Here is a 15,442-nt window from a genome sequence, read left to right as displayed (position 1 = left end):
GTGGGCGAGGAGCAGCCCGAGAGGGACCGAGAGCACGACCCAGGCCCCGAGGACGATGAACGTGGTGGTCATACGACTTCTTTGCGTCTCGTGGAGGTTCTGAGCAGATCTGGAGGGGTGTTACCGCCCTTCGGGGAACTATGCACGTGGCATGAATCACACAAGCGCCAGAAGCTTTCACATGACAATAATTGCCGTACAGCAACAGGCATTTACAAGGGCCCATGCGGATCTGAGGCAGCTATCGAAGGTTCCATGTATCAAACTCCTTCATTAACGCTCAGTTAGATCAGTTACTCGCAGCCAGTATTGACGGAACGTTAGCTTCCGTGAGTTATCTGTGATGAGCATGTGACGACGTGCCAGGGGGCGCGTCGTCACATGTGGGGACGGCCTCAGCCCAGCCGAACTCGCTGTCGCAACCGACGGTTCGGAAAGCATCGGAACTGGAGGAGATTCCGGCAAGTGCTCCGCAAGCGCTAAGTGCACCTTCTGAATTCGAGCCGGAAGGAAAATAATGCGAGCACTGCTGCTGGCCCAGAGCGACCGCCCCGACGGCCCTTCCTGGACCCCGTATGCAGCGATCGGGATATTCGTCTTCTTCGCGATCATCATCGCTGTGGCGTACATCAAGAGGCGCAGCTAACCCGAGGGGGAGGCTGGGCAACCCTCCTCCTCAATATTATTCGAATCTTCGAATCAAACAGAATTCTTGACCATCGGGTCGACTAGCGCAATACTGGAGAATCCTTTACGTGACTGGATTCCTGTATTAGTTCCCCACTTTGCGATCGATGCCTTAAGTAACTGCCGCACTGAAAAAGGCGGAATTACCGGGCCACAGAACTCCTACTTTTTTGTCGGCGGCACCTATCTGCCCCAGGCAACGGAAACCGAAACGCTTACGCTGACGACAAGCTTATCAACAACACCAACCCTACGGGCACAAAAACCTGGGAACTCTCAGCAGAAATCTGTGTTTTCGGCTGCAAGAATCAGGCATTTAAGTTACGGCGGGTCACATGGTCTGCAAACCACAGGAACTCGCAGCAAGTGTAAATCATGAATAGCGAAAGAGAAGAGAATGAACCTCTCATCCGCCGATCCTGATGGTTTCGGACATCTCTTGCTCACTCTGGCACCACTGATATTTCTTGTTCTGCTCGTATGCGCTGGTGTAATTTTCTTGCTATATCGATCCAAGAAACGTCGAGGACCGCACTGAGCGGCCCCTGACTCCAGATAAGTCCGGGCGCCGAGAGTGAGAATTCAGCCCAGGTTTATACCTACGGCTGAATCCAACACAATCTTCCAGGGGTAGTCAGCCGATTAGGATTTTAGAGGTTCCGAACTCTCCCTCTTGTCGGCTCATGGCGGGCCACCCCTACGGGAGAAATGAAACTCCGGTCTACCGGTGCCGAGCCGATAAAGGCCCGACACCGGTAGACACCCTTACCGAGGCACCTTGGAAGGACGCAAACAATGAAAGCACCAGAGAGAAACTACATAATTTTCATCCTGATCATACTGGCGATAGGATTTGGTTCGATTCTCGAAGGTTGGGCAGGAGGAGGGTCACGCGGAGGGATGTTTATAGGGCTGGGAATTTTCATGCTGGCATCTGCGGGATTTTTGATTTATTCGTACATCAAGCGAACAAACCAAAGTGACCGTTTGTGAGACAATTTACTGCTGCGACAGCTCGGTATCCGTAGCTCCCGAGAAATATTTTGGATCTGCCGAGAGCATTAAAAAATGACCCACCCGCTGTCTCTGTAGGTCCCGCTGTCTCTGTAGGTGTTGATGAGCCGTGCCGGACGCGCTCACTGCTTAGGTCAGGGTCAGTTGACTCCATCTTTTTCGGGTAAATAGTCGAGGAGACCAAAATGCGCAGAAGGGGTAAGAAGGGGGCCTTTACCACAATAGTCGGCACAGCCGTGACGACTGCCGTCCTCGGGGTAACAGCTACGGCTGTAGGGCTGCTCGATGGCACCCTTGCCCAGGCGGCTCTGCTCTTCGCCGGCGCGGGCCTCTTGGGTGGCCTCGTGATCGTCGTTTTCGCCACTACCAGAACCGATGATTCTTACGACGGCTAACATCATGAGTTGATCTGGCGGTGGGTGATCAGGCAGCAGGCGAGCTTGAGGGAGACTTCGTGGATGTCGACTCGGCAACTCCCGGCGGATGCGGAGGTGTTTGAAGTCGTGGAGCCGGTCCACGGTGCACTCATGGCGGGAACAACCCGACGAATCGCCTCCACGATGGTGCTCCTCGCGCTCGCCCTCATGGGGTGCTCCCGGAGCGAAACAGTTCGGCCGAAGAGTCATGAGACGATCACGCACAAGCAGGCTGTTGCTCGTGCGGAGCAAATTGTCCGTGAGACCGTCGACGAGCTCACACCCAGGCCAAGGCTGGAAATCTACCAGCCCGGCTCTGCCGATACTCAGTGCCTGGACCCCACCGACGGGGGTTCGGAGAAGCGCCTTGTGGTCTCACGTGGTTATTGGCTGCGCGGGATCAGCAAGGCTGACAACCGGAGTATCGGGCAGCAGATTCTCCGGCTGTGGAAGAAGAAGGGCGACCTGATCACATCAACCACCGAGATCGGTACAGACAGGCCAGAAATCCATGGCGGCAGCAAACCGGACGACTTCCTTATCGCCCTTGAGCCCAGCGACAACGGATGGTTGTCGATCGGTGTCTCGTCGCCCTGCATCTGGCCGCAGGGGACACCACCGCCTTCGAATTGAGAAATACGGCGCGTCTGCCCACCGGGCAGACTGCACCAAGCGCCGCCCCTCACGCCCCAGTCAGCCGCCCAGCCCCGCCGCATCGAGCAGATACGCCGTCATCGGGTCGTAGAAGCGCGGGTCCATGACGTGGTCGTCCAGGGGGATCGTGACCTGGAGGGTGCCCTCGGCCTCGGCCAGGAACAGGGCCGGGTCGTTGCAGTCCGCGTAGCCGATCGAGTCGAGGCCGCGCTGGCCCGCGCAGCCTGCCCAGCCGTGGTCGGCCACGACCAGGTCGGGCAGCGGTCGGCCGGCGCGCTCCAGGCCGTCGAGGATGGCGCGCATCGGCTCGGGCGAGTGGGTGTGCCAGAGGGTCGCGCCGCGCTCCAGCATGGCCACGTCGGCGAACTGGAAGACCATGCCCTCGTCGGCGCTGAGCCCGCCCGGGATCCGTACGATCTCGCAGCCCGCCGCACGTAGCGCGTCGGCCGTCGCCCGGTGGACGTCGAGGAGGCCCCCCGGGTGGCCGGTGGCGAACAGCACGCTCTCGTTGCCCTCGGCGGCCTTCCGCAGTCGGGCGGCCATCCGGTCCAGGGCGTCGACCGTCAGCTCCGGGTCGATGGTGTCCTGGCCCTGCCGGTGGCCGGGGTCGTCGTTGACGCCGCAGCGCTCGGCCATGACGGCGAGTACGTCCTGCTCGTCCGCCCAGCGGTCACCGAGTTCGAGCCCCAGCCAGAAGTGCCGGTCGCCGTTGGAGAGCTTGCGGTAGTGGGAGAGGTTGTTCTCCCGGGGCGTGGCGACGTTCCCGGCGATGCGGGTGCGGACGAGGTGGTCGACGAGTTCGGCGCGGCTGGGTATCGGCATGAGCCCATTGTGCCGTCAGGGCTTCTCCCCGTCAGTCCGGTATCGGGGGCGACACCTCGGTGTCGGCGGCGGGCGGGGGCGTGGCGACGACGACGGACAGTGCCGGCCGGCCCCGCTCACCCGCTCCGGCGCGTACGTCAGCCCGCCGCCGGAGTCCGGTCCGGGGCCGCGCCCGCCACTTGCTCCGGTGCCTGGTCATCCAGCGCCTCGAAAGCCCCGTGGGCCAGGCGGCGCAGCAGTACCCCGGTGGCGGTACGCCCGGGGAGGCCGCCGGTGCCGAGGTGCGGGGTGGAGTTCAGCAGGCCGAAGACGGCGTGCACGGCCGCGCGGGCCTCCTGCTCCGGGGTGTGCGGGTACAGCTCGCGTACGACGGTCACCCACAGCTCGACGTACTGCCGCTGAAGCCTGCGGACCGCCTTGCGGTCGCTGTCGCGCAGCCGGTCCAGCTCCCGGTCGTGGACGGTGATCAGCGGGCGGTCGTCAAGCGCGAAGTCGATGTGCCCGTCGATCAGCGAGGCCAGCACCGCCGCCGGGCCTCCCACGGCCTGCCCGGCGCGCATCCGGCCGCCGTCGAGCAGCCGCTCGCTGATCCCGACGAGCAGCTCGGCGAGCATCGCGTCCTTGCCCGCGAAGTGGCGGTAGAGGCCGGGGCCGCTGATGCCCACCGCCGCCCCTATCTCGTCGACGCCCACGCCGTGGAAACCGCGCTCGGCGAAGAGGCGCGCCGCCTCCTTGAGGATCTGCTCGCGCCGCGTCGGGGCGTCCGTCCTGCTGCTCATGGCTCCATTCTAGACAGCGGGGTTAGCGAGCGTTAACCTGACCGCAGGAGTTAACGATCACTAACCGCCCGGACCGGGTAGGGATGGTCGGACCGAACCGATCAACCCAATCGGTGAGAACTCGGTCAGAGAAGCACCAGAAGAGAAACCAGAAGAGAACACGAGCGAGCAGAGGGGGCCCGACCCATGCGGCAGGCACCAGTCCTGACGAGCGCGGCCGATCCCGCTTCGGAGGCCTGGCAGGCCAACGAGGCGGCGCACGGAGCGCTCGCCGACGAGCTGCGGACCAGGCTGGCCACCGCACGCCTCGGCGGCGGCGAGAAGTCGCGGGCCCGCCATGTGGCGCGCGGGAAGCTGCTGCCGCGCGACCGTGTGGACACCCTGCTCGACCCCGGCTCGCCCTTCCTGGAACTGGCACCGCTGGCCGCCGACGGCATGTACGGCGGATCGGCGCCCGCCGCCGGGGTCATCGCCGGTATCGGCCGGGTGAGCGGCCGCGAGGTGGTCGTGGTCGCCAATGACGCCACGGTCAAGGGCGGCACGTACTACCCGATGACCGTGAAGAAGCATCTGCGCGCCCAGGAGGTGGCCCTGGAGAACCGGCTGCCCTGTGTCTACCTGGTCGACTCGGGCGGCGCCTTCCTGCCCATGCAGGACGAGGTCTTCCCCGACCGTGACCACTTCGGCCGGATCTTCTACAACCAGGCCCGGATGTCGGGCGCGGGCATCCCGCAGATCGCCGCCGTGCTCGGCTCCTGCACCGCGGGCGGCGCGTACGTCCCTGCGATGAGCGACGAAGCGGTGATCGTCCGCAACCAGGGCACGATCTTCCTCGGCGGCCCGCCGCTGGTGAAGGCCGCGACCGGCGAGGTCGTCACGGCCGAGGAACTGGGCGGCGGCGAGGTGCACGCGCGGACCTCGGGAGTCACCGACCACCTCGCCGAGGACGACGCGCACGCGCTGCGCATCGTCCGGACCATCGTCTCCACCCTGCCCGAGCGCACCCCGCTCCCCTGGTCCGTGGAGCCGGTGGAGGAGCCGGCGGTCGACCCGGCCGGGCTGTACGGCGCGGTGCCGGTCGACTCCCGTACGCCGTACGACGTACGGGAGGTGATCGCCCGGATCACGGACGGCTCCCGGTTCGCCGAGTTCAAGGCGGAATTCGGTACGACGCTGATCACCGGCTTCGCCCGGATCCACGGCCATCCGGTCGGCATCGTGGCCAACAACGGCATCCTCTTCGCCGAGTCCGCCCAGAAAGGCGCGCACTTCATCGAGCTGTGCGACCAGCGCGGCATCCCGCTGCTCTTCCTGCAGAACATCTCCGGCTTCATGGTCGGCCGTGACTACGAGGCGGGCGGCATCGCCAAGCACGGCGCCAAGATGGTGACGGCGGTGGCCTGCACCCGGGTGCCGAAGCTGACGGTGGTCGTCGGCGGGTCGTACGGCGCGGGGAACTACTCGATGTGCGGGCGGGCGTACTCGCCGCGCTTCCTGTGGATGTGGCCGAACGCCAAGATCTCCGTGATGGGCGGCGAGCAGGCCGCTTCCGTCCTGGCCACGGTCAAGCGCGACCAGCTGGGCGACGACTGGAGCGCCGAGGACGAGGAGGCGTTCAAGGCCCCGGTCCGCGCCCAGTACGAGCAGCAGGGCAACGCCTACTACGCCACGGCCAGGCTCTGGGACGACGGGGTGATCGACCCGCTGGAGACCCGCCAGGTCGTCGGCCTCGCGCTGACCGCCTGCGCCAACGCCCCGCTGGCCGAGAAGGACCGTACGGCGCCCGGCTACGGCGTCTTCCGGATGTGATGGGTGTGGCTCGTGTGGCGGATGCGAGGGGTGTGGCAGACGTGACGAGGGTGGCGAATGCGGTGACGACGGCAGATCTGATGAGGGTGGACATGTTCGACAGCGTTCTGATCGCCAACCGGGGCGAGATCGCCGTACGCGTCATCCGTACGCTGCGGGAGCTGGGCATCCGCTCGGTCGCCGTCTACAGCGACGCGGACGCCGACGCCCGGCACGTACGGGAGGCGGACACCGCGGTCCGGCTCGGTCCGGCGCCCGCAGCCGAGAGCTATCTCTCGGTGGAGCGGCTGCTGGACGCGGCGGCGCGCTCCGGCGCGCAGGCGGTCCATCCCGGGTACGGATTCCTTGCCGAGAACGCGGAGTTCGCGCAGGCGTGCGCCGATGCGGGCCTGGTCTTCATCGGGCCGCCCGCCTCCGCGATCTCCCTGATGGGCGACAAGATCCGGGCCAAGGCGACGGTGCGGGCGGCAGGGGTCCCGGTGGTCCCCGGCTCGTCGGGCAGCGGCCTCTCGGACGCCGAACTGGCCGCTTCCGCACGGGAGATCGGGATGCCGGTGCTGCTGAAGCCGTCGGCGGGCGGCGGCGGCAAGGGCATGCACCTGGTACGCGACGAGGCGCTGCTCGCCGACGAGATCGCATCGGCCCGGCGCGAGGCCCGGTCCTCGTTCGGCGACGACACCCTGCTGGTGGAGCGGTGGATCGACCGTCCGCGCCACATCGAGATCCAGGTACTCGCGGACGCCCACGGGAACGTCGTGCACCTCGGTGAGCGCGAGTGCTCCCTCCAGCGCCGCCACCAGAAGATCATCGAGGAGGCGCCGTCGGTCCTGCTGGACGAGGCAACCCGGTCCGCGATGGGCGAGGCGGCGGTCCAGGCCGCGCGCAGCTGCGGGTACACGGGCGCGGGCACGGTGGAGTTCATCGTCCCCGGCAACGACCCCTCCTCGTACTACTTCATGGAGATGAACACCCGTCTCCAGGTCGAGCACCCGGTGACCGAGCTGATCACCGGTATCGACCTGGTGGAGTGGCAGCTGCGGGTCGCCGCCGGAGAGCAACTGCCATACGGGCAGAAGGACATCACGCTCACCGGGCACGCCATCGAGGCGCGGCTCTGCGCTGAGGACCCGGCCCGCGGCTTCCTGCCGTCCGGCGGCACGGTGCTGGCGCTGCGCGAGCCGCAGGGCCATGGCGTACGGACCGACTCGGGCCTCAGCGAAGGGGTGGAGGTCGGCAGCCGCTACGACCCGATGCTGTCGAAGGTCATCGCGTACGGCCCCGACCGCCCCACCGCGCTGCGCAGGCTGCGGGCGGCGCTGGCCGGCACGGTCACGCTGGGCGTCCCGACCAACGCGGGCTTCCTGCGGCGACTGCTCGCCCATCCGGCGGTGGTGGCGGGCGAGCTGGACACCGGTCTGGTGGAGCGGGAGGCGGACGGTCTGGTGCCGGACACCGTGCCGCCCGAGGTGTACACGGCGGCGGCCGCGGTAAGGGCCGCCCGGCTGGCCCCCGGGCCGGACGCCTCCGGCTGGACCGACCCGTTCTCGGTGCCGAGCGGCTGGCGGCTGGGCGGCGACCCGCTGCCGGTGGCGCAGTGGCTCCAGATCCCCGGGCACGAGGCGGTACGGGCCGGTGGCTCGGGCCGGGTCACGCCGGACACGGTGTCGGTCACGGTCGACGGGACCGTGCACACCTTCCACCGCGCCGGGGACTGGCTCGGCCGGGACGGCGACGCCTGGCACGTCCAGGACCACGACCCCGTACAGACCACGCTGGACGCGGCGGCCGGGCGGGGCGGGGCCGGTTCGCTCACCGCGCCGATGCCGGGCACTGTCACCCTGGTCAAGGTCGCCACCGGGGACGAAGTAGTAGCCGGTCAGGGCCTGTTGGTGGTCGAGGCGATGAAGATGGAGCACCTGATCACCGCACCGCACGCGGGCACCGTCACGGAGCTGGACGTCGCCCCCGGCACGACGGTCGCGATGGACCAGGTGCTGGTGGTCGTGACACCGGCCGACGCCCTGGACGTCCCGGCCGCGAGTCCGGCAGATGTCCCGGCGGGGACCCCCGCCGACGTCCCGACCGCGGCCCCGGCCGATGTCCTCCCGGGCAGCATCCCGGTCGGCGACCAGACCGGCGACCCGACCGGCGCCCCGGCCGGAATCCCGCAGGAGGAGTCATGACCGACGGTCTGCCCATGCCCGTACCGGCGGAGGGGCTGCCGCCCCGGGTCCGTATCCACGAGGTCGGTGCGCGCGACGGGCTGCAGAACGAGAAGACGGTCGTACCGACCGAGGTGAAGGCGGAGTTCATCCACCGCCTGGCGGCGGCGGGCCTGACGACCATCGAGGCCACCAGCTTCGTCCACCCGAAGTGGGTGCCCCAACTGGCCGACGCCGGGCAGCTGTTCCCACAGCTCGACGACATCCCGGGGGTGGACCTGCCGGTCCTGGTGCCCAACAGCCGGGGCCTGGACCGCGCCCTGGAGCTGGGCGCCCGGCGGATCGCGGTCTTCGGCAGCGCCACCGAGTCCTTCGCCAAGGCCAATCTGAACCGCACGGTGGACGAGTCGCTCGCCATGTTCGAACCGGTCGTCGCGAAGGCCCGCGACGCCGGGCTCCAGGTGCGCGGCTATCTCTCGATGTGCTTCGGCGACCCCTGGGAGGGCCCGGTCCCGGTCGACCGGGTGGTCGCGGTCACCCGGCGGCTGCGGGACCTCGGCTGCGACGAACTGAGCCTCGGCGACACCATCGGAGTGGCGACACCAGGCCACGTACGGGCCCTGCTCACCGGCCTCAACGAGGCGGGCGTCGGCACCGACGCGCTCGCCGTGCACTTCCACGACACCTACGGCCAGGCGCTCTCCAACACGCTGGCCGCGCTCCAGTACGGCGTGACCACGGTGGACGCGTCGGCGGGCGGCCTCGGCGGCTGCCCGTACGCGAAGTCCGCCACCGGCAATCTCGCCACCGAAGACCTCGTCTGGATGCTCGAAGGACTCGGCATCGAGACCGGTGTCGACCTCGGCCGCCTCACCGCCACCAGCGTGTGGATGGCCGGACAACTGGGCCGACCCAGCCCGTCCCGCACCGTACGCGCCCTCTCCCACCAGGAGCAGTAACGATGGACCACCGACTCAGCACCGAACACGAAGAACTCCGCCGCACGGTCGAGGCGTTCGCGCACGATGTGATCGCCCCCAAGATCGGCGACTTCTACGAGCGCCACGAGTTCCCGTACGAGATCGTCCGCGAGATGGGCCGGATGGGCCTGTTCGGGCTGCCGTTCCCGGAGGAGTACGGCGGGATGGGCGGCGACTACCTCGCCCTGGGCATCGCCCTTGAGGAGCTGGCCCGCGTCGACTCGTCGGTGGCGATCACCCTGGAGGCAGGCGTCTCGTTGGGCGCGATGCCGGTCTTCCTCTTCGGCACCGACGAGCAGAAGCGTGAGTGGCTGCCCCGGATGTGCTCGGGCGAGATCCTGGGCGCCTTCGGCCTGACCGAGCCGGAGTGCGGCTCGGACGCGGGCGGCACCCGCACCACGGCGGTGCGCGACGGAGACGACTGGGTGATCAACGGCTCCAAGTGCTTCATCACCAACTCCGGTACGGACATCACGGGCCTGGTCACGGTCACCGCGGTCACCGGCCGCAAGCCGGACGGCCGCCCGCGCATCTCCGCGATCATCGTCCCCTCGGGCACCCCCGGTTTCACGGTGGCGGCCCCGTACTCCAAGGTCGGCTGGAACGCATCGGACACCCGTGAGCTGTCCTTCTCGGACGTACGGGTCCCCGCGGCGAACCTGCTCGGTGAGGAGGGCCGCGGTTACGCCCAGTTCCTGCGCATCCTCGACGAGGGCCGGGTGGCGATCTCCGCCCTGGCGACGGGCCTCGCGCAGGGCTGCGTGGACGAGTCGGTGGCGTACGCGAAGCAGCGCCACGCCTTCGGCCGCCCGATCGGCGACAACCAGGCCATCCAGTTCAAGATCGCGGACATGGAGATGAAGGCCCACACGGCCCGCGTCTCGTGGCGCGACGCGGCCTCGCGGCTGGTGAGCGGCGACCCGTTCAAGAAGGAGGCGGCGCTGGCGAAGCTGTACTCCTCGACGGTGGCGGTGGACAACGCCCGCGAGGCGACCCAGATCCACGGCGGGTACGGCTTCATGAACGAGTACCCGGTGGCCCGGATGTGGCGCGACTCCAAGATCCTGGAGATCGGCGAGGGCACGAGCGAGGTCCAGCGGATGCTGATCGCACGGGAGTTGGGGCTGCCCTCGGGCTCGTGACGGGGTCCTGTGGTGCGGCCGGTGTGCCGGGGAGGCCGGTCACCCGACCTGGTCGACCCGCACACCGAACGCCGTCTCCAGCCGCTCCCGGCCCGTGTCGGTGAGACGGACGACGCGGCGGTACTTTCCACGGCGGAGCCAGTCGAGCGCCAACAGGCGGCCGGTGATCGCGGCACCGAGTGCCCCTGCCAGGTGGTGGCGCTGTTCGGACCAGTCGACGCAGTAGCGGACCGTGGCGCGCCGCCGGGGCAGGGCATCCACGTCGACGCCGACGATGCCGAGTTCCCGTCGGCCTCGGGGCGTGAGCAGATAGCTGACGTCCGTGGAACCATCACCGCGCTGTGTCTCATCGGCGGTGAGAACGGCCTGCTCCAGCAGGGCGTCCATCAGGGCGACTCCGAGGCGTCCGGCCAGGTGGTCGTAGCAGAGCCGGGCGCGCAGCAATGCCTTCGCCCGAGTGTCCGCGCTGAGCGAGTTCGGTGGCAACGGGCGTGCCAGGCGGGCGAGTTGTTCGAGTGCACGGGCGACATCGGTGGTGGCCAGCCGGTAGTAGCGGTGGCGTCCGTCCAGCTCGACGGTCAGCAGCCGGGCCTCGCGGAGCCTGGCGAGATGGCGGCTGATGGTGGAATTGCTGACCCCGGCCTCGGCTGCGAGCGCACTGGCCGGAAGAGCGCCGCCACTCGCGAGGGCCATCAGCACCTTGGCCCGGGAGGGGTCGCCGATCGCCGCCGCGACATGCGCCACATCTGTTTCGGTACGGGCCTTGTCCATGTCGTCCAGGGTATGTCGAGGACGTTTCGCCCATGGGCGTAATGATCCGGCACCACACTGGCCGTATGGCGACAAACGATCGGCCGGCGGATGAGCCGGCGGGCAGAGCGCGGCACGCGGCACTGCCCCTCGTGGCCATCTGCCTCGGCTACTTCATGGTCATCCTGGATGTCACGGTGGTCTCCGTGGCCGTACCGGTCATCGGCACCGCCCTGCACACCTCGGTGACCGGGCTGCAGTGGGTGGTGGACGGCTACAGCGTGGTGTTCGCCGGGCTGCTGCTGTTCTGCGGCGGGCTGGGTGACAAGCTCGGCGGCAGGTCGGTCGTCCTGGTCGGACTGCTGGTCTTCACACTCGCCTCCGCGGGCTGCGGCGCCGCTCCCACCGCGTCGGGGCTCATCCTTGCGCGGCTGGTGCAGGGCATCGGAGCGGCGCTGATGGTCCCGGCTTCGCTGGCGCTGCTGAAGTCCGCCTATCCGGACAAGGCCGCACGCGCACGAGCTTTCGGCGTCTGGGCTGCGGTCTCCGGTCTCGCCGCGGGGGCCGGGCCTGTCGTCGGCGGTGTCCTCGTCGCCGGGTTCGGCTGGCGGTCCATCTTCCTCGTCAACATCGTCGTCGGGGCGGTCGCGCTCGCCCTGACCGTGCGGTACGTACCGTCCACGCACACCCGGACCGCCCGCTCCGCCGCCCGGCCGGGACTGGACGTACTGGCGCAGGCCGCGATGGCCGTGGGGCTGGCCTGCCTCACCGGCGGGCTCATCGAGGCGGGGGCGCTGCACTGGACGCACCCCGTCGTCCTCGGCGCCTTCGCGGCGTCCCTCGCGGGCGGCCTGGCCTTCGTCCTGCTGGAGCGGCGTTCCATCGCGCCGATGCTGCCCCTCTCGCTCTTCCGTAGCAGGGACTTCAGCGCGTCGGTGGCCATCGGCGTGCTGCTCAACATCGGTTTCTACGGGCTGCTGTTCCTCGCCCCGCTGTACTTCCAGCGGATGCATCACTACAGCGCCCTGCGCACCGGGTTCGCGCTGCTGCCGCTGGTGGGGGTCGTCGCCCTCTCCTCCGCTGTGGCGGGACGGATCACGGCACGCACCGGGCCGCGGCTGCCCATGGTGGCGGGTCTGACGGCGGGAGCCGCGGGCCTGGCAGGCTGGCTTGTCGCCGGTCCGCAGACGTCGTACCCGGCGCTGGTCGCCCCGATGGCTGCCGCGGGATTCGGCACCGCGTTCACCATGCCGGCCTCCACTGCGGCGGTGATGGAGACCGTTCCCGACAGCCGCGGCGGGGCTGCGGCCGCGGCCTTCAACGCCGCACGCCAGCTCGGCAGCGCCATCGGCGTCGCGGTCTTCGGCACGCTGGTCGCGGGAGATTTCCTGGGCGGCCTGCACACCGCGGTGTCGGTGGGGGCAGCAGGTTTCGTGGCCGCCGCGGTGGTCGCCGCCCTGTTCGTACGGGGCTCCGCCGATGGGCGGGGCACACAGACGTGAAGGTCAGTGCTTCAACTCACCGCACTGGACGCCTGATACGAACGTGGCCCAGGCGCGCTGCCCAAGCACCAGCGCCGGGCCGTCCGGGTTCTTACTGTCCCGGACGGGGATGACGCCGGGGAATCCGGGGGCCACCTCTACGCAGTCGCCGCCGTTGTTGTCGCTGTAGCTGCTCTTGACCCACATCAGCCGCTCCATGTTGAGACGAACACCGCCCAGGCCGCCCGCTCGAAGACCATGACCGGGCCGTCCGGGCGCTTACTGTCCCGGACGGGGACGACGCGGGCGAATCCGGGGGCCACCTCTACGCAGTCGCCGCCGTTGGCGCCGCTGTAGCTGCTCTTCACCCACGTCGCCGCGCTGAGGTCGTGCCTGTTCATGGCTCCCGTACCCTTCCATCACTTCACTGATCAGAGCAGCGGACTCCTGAGCCGACAAGATGTCTGCCCTGAGCACATCATAGGTCTGCCTGTGCCGCGCGAAGACGGCCGGATCGTCGGTGAAATGGCCCCGGTCCAGGGATTCCGAGTAGACCCACTCGTGCCCGTCGGAAAGCCTGATCAAGGACATGGAGGTGTCGGGCCGCCCGAGTTCCGGCACGCCGGCCGGAACAATCTGGATGCGGATAGTGGGGTGCCGTCCGACTCCCAGGAGGTGAGCGCATTGATCACGCATGACGGCTGTATTTCCCATCACGTTACGTAGGCAGCTCTCATCGAGCGCGGCGACGTACAAAGGCGCGTCCGGAGCAAGGAAACGCGCCTGCCTGCTCATTCGTGCCTTCACAAGCTTCTCGACTTCCTCGGTGTCCGCGACTCGACGGCAATACAGCGCCCTGGCGTACTCCTCGGTCTGCAACAGGCCCGGCATGACCTGAGTTTGGTAGGCGTGCAGCGAGACCAGCTCGGCATCCATGTCAGCCCTGCGCTGGAACCAGTCCGGATGCTCCACCTCCGCGTACCAGTCGATCCGTTCCCACATGCGGGACAACACCCCGCCGGTGTTGAGTCGCCGGTCGCACTTCTCCGCGAAATCCCGCTGCGGCACCCGCGTGCCCGCCTCCACGCGTGCCACGTGCGAACGGTCGCACGGGATCTCGCGCGCCAGCCCCTCCTGCGTGAGCCCCGCCGCCTCGCGGAAGTGTTTGAGCACCTCACCGAAGACTGCCGCCGTGGTCGCGGCCGTACCCCCCGCCGCGTTCCGTCGATTCACGCCGTCCCCCTCCGCGCTTCGTGACAGTTGCCCAGTGGCACGCGATCAGCATTGCGTCCGCTCACTCCAGCGGGCAACGCTTTCCCTACGCACAGTAGTTGGCGGACCAGGCCACGCGAGCGCAAACGAACAAATCAGCAGAAATAGCCTACGGAGTGACATATGGCACGGCAGGCGGACGAGGCGGCAGGGGTGACGCCTCCGGCGCGCGGGGCGCTCGTCTACGACCCGGCGACAGGGCGGGTCGGGGAGTTCCGGGAGAACGTGGCGTACGCGACACTGCGCCCCCTGGGCGGCGGACCCGTGTGGCAGGCCGACCCGGAGCACATCCGTCCGGCCACCCCGGCGGAACGGATCAGCGCCGGGGTGCGGGCCGCCAACGACCGCACCCGGGACGCGTCGGCCCTGCCCCGTTTCGACGTGGGCCGCCCGCCGCTCCCCGTACCGGGTTGCGAGACCTGCGCGGATCTCGCCGGGCAACGTGACCGCGCCCGCGCGCGGTTCGACGGCAGCGCGGAGACCGACTCCAGTGTGCTGCTCCGGCGTCACCAGGAGCAGGAGCACCGCACATGAGCCGTCACGCCCGCCGCCCGGATCGGCGCGCACGGCGGACGGACGGCTGGAAAGTGACGTCGGACGGTGCGTTCTGGGGCGGGGTGCTCATGGTCGGCAGCGTCGGTGGTCTGCTGGCCGTGATCGCCGTGGCGATGACGGCCCGCCAACCCGCGCCCTGAGCCGCTATCCCCACCCGCGGCCCCAAGGGACCTCACCAAGAGGCCAGCCTGGACGATGAAGCAGGCCGAGACATCCGTCGCCCGTCCGTCGCCCTGATCGCCGTCAGAGTTTTCGGTCCGCCCGCGGCGAGCTTGTCGATGAGCCGGGAGACGGTCGGATCGGAGTCCACCGGCCCGAACACGGCCGGCAGCATCCCGACATCCGCGAGGCAGTCCCCGCCCAGTGCGACCGTCAGGGCCACGTTCAGCAGGATCCTGCCCGGATCATGCAACGCCCGGAGACGCCACCACGGCGAGAGCGCCGCCGATATCGCGGTGTCCCGGCCGCTCTTGCGGACGGTCTCGACCAGCAGCGCTCCTCCGGCCCGGGAGCCACCGACCGGCCACCGCCCTTGATGCGGACATGTGGATAGAAACCGATACGCTGCTTTACCTGATGAGTGCTTCTTACATGCGACGCCCTGGACTCTAGACAAGCCCTATCGTTGCAGGTCAGGAGCGTTCTTCGCGTTTCCGATCATGTATCGGACACCCAGTCGCAGAAAGCCCGAGGTCAGTCACTCCCTTTCCGGTTGTCGACCACCAGGCCATGTGGGTGGCGGGCGACGCGGTCCACGAAGGCAACCCGAAACTTGTGGACCGCGCTGGAGGAGCGCGACACCGGCTACGGTCACCTCATGACAGCCTCACCTGCCCACCATGCCCTTGATTGCCCTTGCTCCGCAGTTGGGTTGACCCCCTCAGGAGCGGAGCCCGGGGGCGCTGCCGAGAACCAGATA

The 15,442-nt window shown here is 68.2% G+C and carries 16 protein-coding genes and 2 pseudogenes; 9 read left to right on the top strand and 9 right to left on the bottom strand.

Annotated features, from left to right (window positions below):
* The first annotated feature begins 517 nt into the window (after positions 1–517).
* Positions 518–646, top strand: a complete 129-nt coding sequence (locus ACWGKJ_RS16330) for a hypothetical protein (RefSeq protein ID WP_385023792.1) — start codon at positions 518–520, stop codon at positions 644–646.
* 1,195 nt (positions 647–1,841) lie between these two features.
* Here the strand turns inward: ACWGKJ_RS16330 and ACWGKJ_RS16325 are convergent.
* Together ACWGKJ_RS16325 and ACWGKJ_RS16320 are read right to left on the bottom strand one after the other, a co-directional pair.
* The gene (locus tag ACWGKJ_RS16325; protein WP_385023788.1) at positions 1,842–2,102 is read right to left on the bottom strand and encodes a hypothetical protein; all 261 of its coding nucleotides are present in this window, start codon (positions 2,100–2,102) and stop codon (positions 1,842–1,844) included.
* A pseudogene (locus ACWGKJ_RS16320) lies at positions 2,099–2,210 on the bottom strand (IS5/IS1182 family transposase); the annotation flags it as partial. The gene ACWGKJ_RS16325 and the pseudogene ACWGKJ_RS16320, both read right to left, overlap by 4 nt.
* A gap of 18 nt (positions 2,211–2,228) precedes the next feature.
* Between ACWGKJ_RS16320 and ACWGKJ_RS16315 the strand changes: the two are divergent.
* Positions 2,229–2,750, top strand: coding sequence for a hypothetical protein (locus tag ACWGKJ_RS16315; protein ID WP_385023786.1), 522 nt, complete (start codon positions 2,229–2,231; stop codon positions 2,748–2,750).
* Between the two features lie 60 nt (positions 2,751–2,810).
* Here ACWGKJ_RS16315 and ACWGKJ_RS16310 read toward each other — a convergent pair whose 3' ends face one another.
* Both ACWGKJ_RS16310 and ACWGKJ_RS16305 read right to left on the bottom strand, forming a co-directional pair.
* A complete protein-coding gene (locus ACWGKJ_RS16310) occupies positions 2,811–3,593 on the bottom strand; it encodes a phosphatase (protein ID WP_385023784.1) in 783 nt (260 codons plus the stop codon).
* 137 nt (positions 3,594–3,730) lie between these two features.
* A complete protein-coding gene (locus ACWGKJ_RS16305) occupies positions 3,731–4,372 on the bottom strand; it encodes an SACE_7040 family transcriptional regulator (protein WP_385023782.1) in 642 nt (213 codons plus the stop codon).
* A gap of 186 nt (positions 4,373–4,558) precedes the next feature.
* Here ACWGKJ_RS16305 and ACWGKJ_RS16300 point away from each other — a divergent pair, with 186 nt between their 5' ends.
* The 4 genes from ACWGKJ_RS16300 (at position 4,559) to ACWGKJ_RS16285 (ending at position 10,465) form a co-directional block, all read left to right on the top strand.
* A complete protein-coding gene (locus ACWGKJ_RS16300; protein ID WP_385023780.1) occupies positions 4,559–6,181 on the top strand; it encodes a carboxyl transferase domain-containing protein in 1,623 nt (540 codons plus the stop codon).
* A gap of 92 nt (positions 6,182–6,273) precedes the next feature.
* A complete protein-coding gene (locus ACWGKJ_RS16295; RefSeq protein WP_385023778.1) occupies positions 6,274–8,364 on the top strand; it encodes an ATP-binding protein in 2,091 nt (696 codons plus the stop codon).
* The gene (locus tag ACWGKJ_RS16290) at positions 8,361–9,302 is read left to right on the top strand and encodes a hydroxymethylglutaryl-CoA lyase (RefSeq protein ID WP_385023776.1); all 942 of its coding nucleotides are present in this window, start codon (positions 8,361–8,363) and stop codon (positions 9,300–9,302) included. The genes ACWGKJ_RS16295 and ACWGKJ_RS16290 overlap by 4 nt, the downstream gene beginning before the upstream one ends.
* Before the next feature lie 2 nt (positions 9,303–9,304).
* Complete coding sequence (locus tag ACWGKJ_RS16285) at positions 9,305–10,465, top strand: acyl-CoA dehydrogenase family protein (RefSeq protein WP_385023774.1); 1,161 nt, start codon at positions 9,305–9,307, stop codon at positions 10,463–10,465.
* Positions 10,466–10,504: 39 nt separating this feature from the next.
* On the opposite strand, the gene ACWGKJ_RS16280 is transcribed toward ACWGKJ_RS16285, so the two are convergent.
* Positions 10,505–11,236 carry an ArsR/SmtB family transcription factor gene (locus tag ACWGKJ_RS16280; RefSeq protein WP_385023772.1) on the bottom strand — a complete coding sequence of 244 codons (732 nt, stop codon included), beginning with the start codon at positions 11,234–11,236 and terminating at the stop codon, positions 10,505–10,507.
* 65 nt (positions 11,237–11,301) lie between these two features.
* Between ACWGKJ_RS16280 and ACWGKJ_RS16275 the strand changes: the two genes are divergently transcribed.
* Positions 11,302–12,717 (top strand): DHA2 family efflux MFS transporter permease subunit, encoded by a 1,416-nt coding sequence (locus ACWGKJ_RS16275; RefSeq protein WP_385023770.1) that lies wholly within the window; start codon positions 11,302–11,304, stop codon positions 12,715–12,717.
* 3 nt (positions 12,718–12,720) lie between these two features.
* On the opposite strand, the gene ACWGKJ_RS16270 is transcribed toward ACWGKJ_RS16275, so the two are convergent.
* Genes ACWGKJ_RS16270 through ACWGKJ_RS16260 form a run of 3 tightly spaced genes read right to left on the bottom strand, consistent with a single transcriptional unit; the run spans position 12,721 to position 13,929 of the window.
* Positions 12,721–12,903 (bottom strand): DUF397 domain-containing protein, encoded by a 183-nt coding sequence (locus tag ACWGKJ_RS16270; RefSeq protein ID WP_385023768.1) that lies wholly within the window; start codon positions 12,901–12,903, stop codon positions 12,721–12,723.
* The gene (locus ACWGKJ_RS16265) at positions 12,903–13,019 is read right to left on the bottom strand and encodes a DUF397 domain-containing protein (RefSeq protein ID WP_385023766.1); all 117 of its coding nucleotides are present in this window, start codon (positions 13,017–13,019) and stop codon (positions 12,903–12,905) included. Before ACWGKJ_RS16265 ends, ACWGKJ_RS16270 begins: the two co-directional genes overlap by 1 nt.
* Positions 12,976–13,929: a helix-turn-helix domain-containing protein gene (locus ACWGKJ_RS16260; protein WP_385023764.1), complete on the bottom strand. Its 954-nt coding sequence runs from the start codon at positions 13,927–13,929 to the stop codon at positions 12,976–12,978. Before ACWGKJ_RS16260 ends, ACWGKJ_RS16265 begins: the two co-directional genes overlap by 44 nt.
* 162 nt (positions 13,930–14,091) lie before the next feature.
* On the opposite strand from ACWGKJ_RS16260, the gene ACWGKJ_RS16255 reads away from it, so the two are divergent.
* Positions 14,092–14,502, top strand: a complete 411-nt coding sequence (locus tag ACWGKJ_RS16255) for a hypothetical protein (RefSeq protein ID WP_385023762.1) — start codon at positions 14,092–14,094, stop codon at positions 14,500–14,502.
* The gene (locus tag ACWGKJ_RS16250; RefSeq protein ID WP_385023760.1) at positions 14,499–14,663 is read left to right on the top strand and encodes a hypothetical protein; all 165 of its coding nucleotides are present in this window, start codon (positions 14,499–14,501) and stop codon (positions 14,661–14,663) included. The genes ACWGKJ_RS16255 and ACWGKJ_RS16250 overlap by 4 nt, the downstream gene beginning before the upstream one ends.
* Before the next feature lie 89 nt (positions 14,664–14,752).
* On the opposite strand, the pseudogene ACWGKJ_RS16245 reads toward ACWGKJ_RS16250, so the two are convergent.
* Positions 14,753–15,084, bottom strand: a pseudogene (locus ACWGKJ_RS16245) (transposase); the annotation flags it as partial.
* Between the last annotated feature and the right edge of the window lie 358 nt (positions 15,085–15,442).

This window comes from Streptomyces sp. NPDC054757, from assembly GCF_053612185.1.
The sequence above is the reverse complement of the archived record's forward strand: the minus strand, read 5'-3'. Positions and strand labels throughout refer to the sequence as shown.

What these genes read in the sequence shown, in the direction of transcription:
- ACWGKJ_RS16285 (WP_385023774.1), top strand. Translation starts at nt 9,305, where the DNA reads ATGGACCACCGACTCAGCACCGAACACGAAGAACTCCGCCGCACGGTC.
- ACWGKJ_RS16290 (WP_385023776.1), top strand. Translation starts at nt 8,361, where the DNA reads ATGACCGACGGTCTGCCCATGCCCGTACCGGCGGAGGGGCTGCCGCCC.
- ACWGKJ_RS16255 (WP_385023762.1), top strand. Translation starts at nt 14,092, where the DNA reads ATGGCACGGCAGGCGGACGAGGCGGCAGGGGTGACGCCTCCGGCGCGC.
- ACWGKJ_RS16295 (WP_385023778.1), top strand. Translation starts at nt 6,274, where the DNA reads ATGTTCGACAGCGTTCTGATCGCCAACCGGGGCGAGATCGCCGTACGC.
- ACWGKJ_RS16330 (WP_385023792.1), top strand. Translation starts at nt 518, where the DNA reads ATGCGAGCACTGCTGCTGGCCCAGAGCGACCGCCCCGACGGCCCTTCC.
- ACWGKJ_RS16270 (WP_385023768.1), bottom strand. Translation starts at nt 12,903, where the DNA reads ATGTGGGTCAAGAGCAGCTACAGCGACAACAACGGCGGCGACTGCGTA.
- ACWGKJ_RS16305 (WP_385023782.1), bottom strand. Translation starts at nt 4,372, where the DNA reads ATGAGCAGCAGGACGGACGCCCCGACGCGGCGCGAGCAGATCCTCAAG.
- ACWGKJ_RS16300 (WP_385023780.1), top strand. Translation starts at nt 4,559, where the DNA reads ATGCGGCAGGCACCAGTCCTGACGAGCGCGGCCGATCCCGCTTCGGAG.
- ACWGKJ_RS16315 (WP_385023786.1), top strand. Translation starts at nt 2,229, where the DNA reads ATGGCGGGAACAACCCGACGAATCGCCTCCACGATGGTGCTCCTCGCG.
- ACWGKJ_RS16325 (WP_385023788.1), bottom strand. Translation starts at nt 2,102, where the DNA reads ATGATGTTAGCCGTCGTAAGAATCATCGGTTCTGGTAGTGGCGAAAAC.
- ACWGKJ_RS16280 (WP_385023772.1), bottom strand. Translation starts at nt 11,236, where the DNA reads ATGGACAAGGCCCGTACCGAAACAGATGTGGCGCATGTCGCGGCGGCG.
- ACWGKJ_RS16250 (WP_385023760.1), top strand. Translation starts at nt 14,499, where the DNA reads ATGAGCCGTCACGCCCGCCGCCCGGATCGGCGCGCACGGCGGACGGAC.
- ACWGKJ_RS16275 (WP_385023770.1), top strand. Translation starts at nt 11,302, where the DNA reads ATGGCGACAAACGATCGGCCGGCGGATGAGCCGGCGGGCAGAGCGCGG.
- ACWGKJ_RS16310 (WP_385023784.1), bottom strand. Translation starts at nt 3,593, where the DNA reads ATGCCGATACCCAGCCGCGCCGAACTCGTCGACCACCTCGTCCGCACC.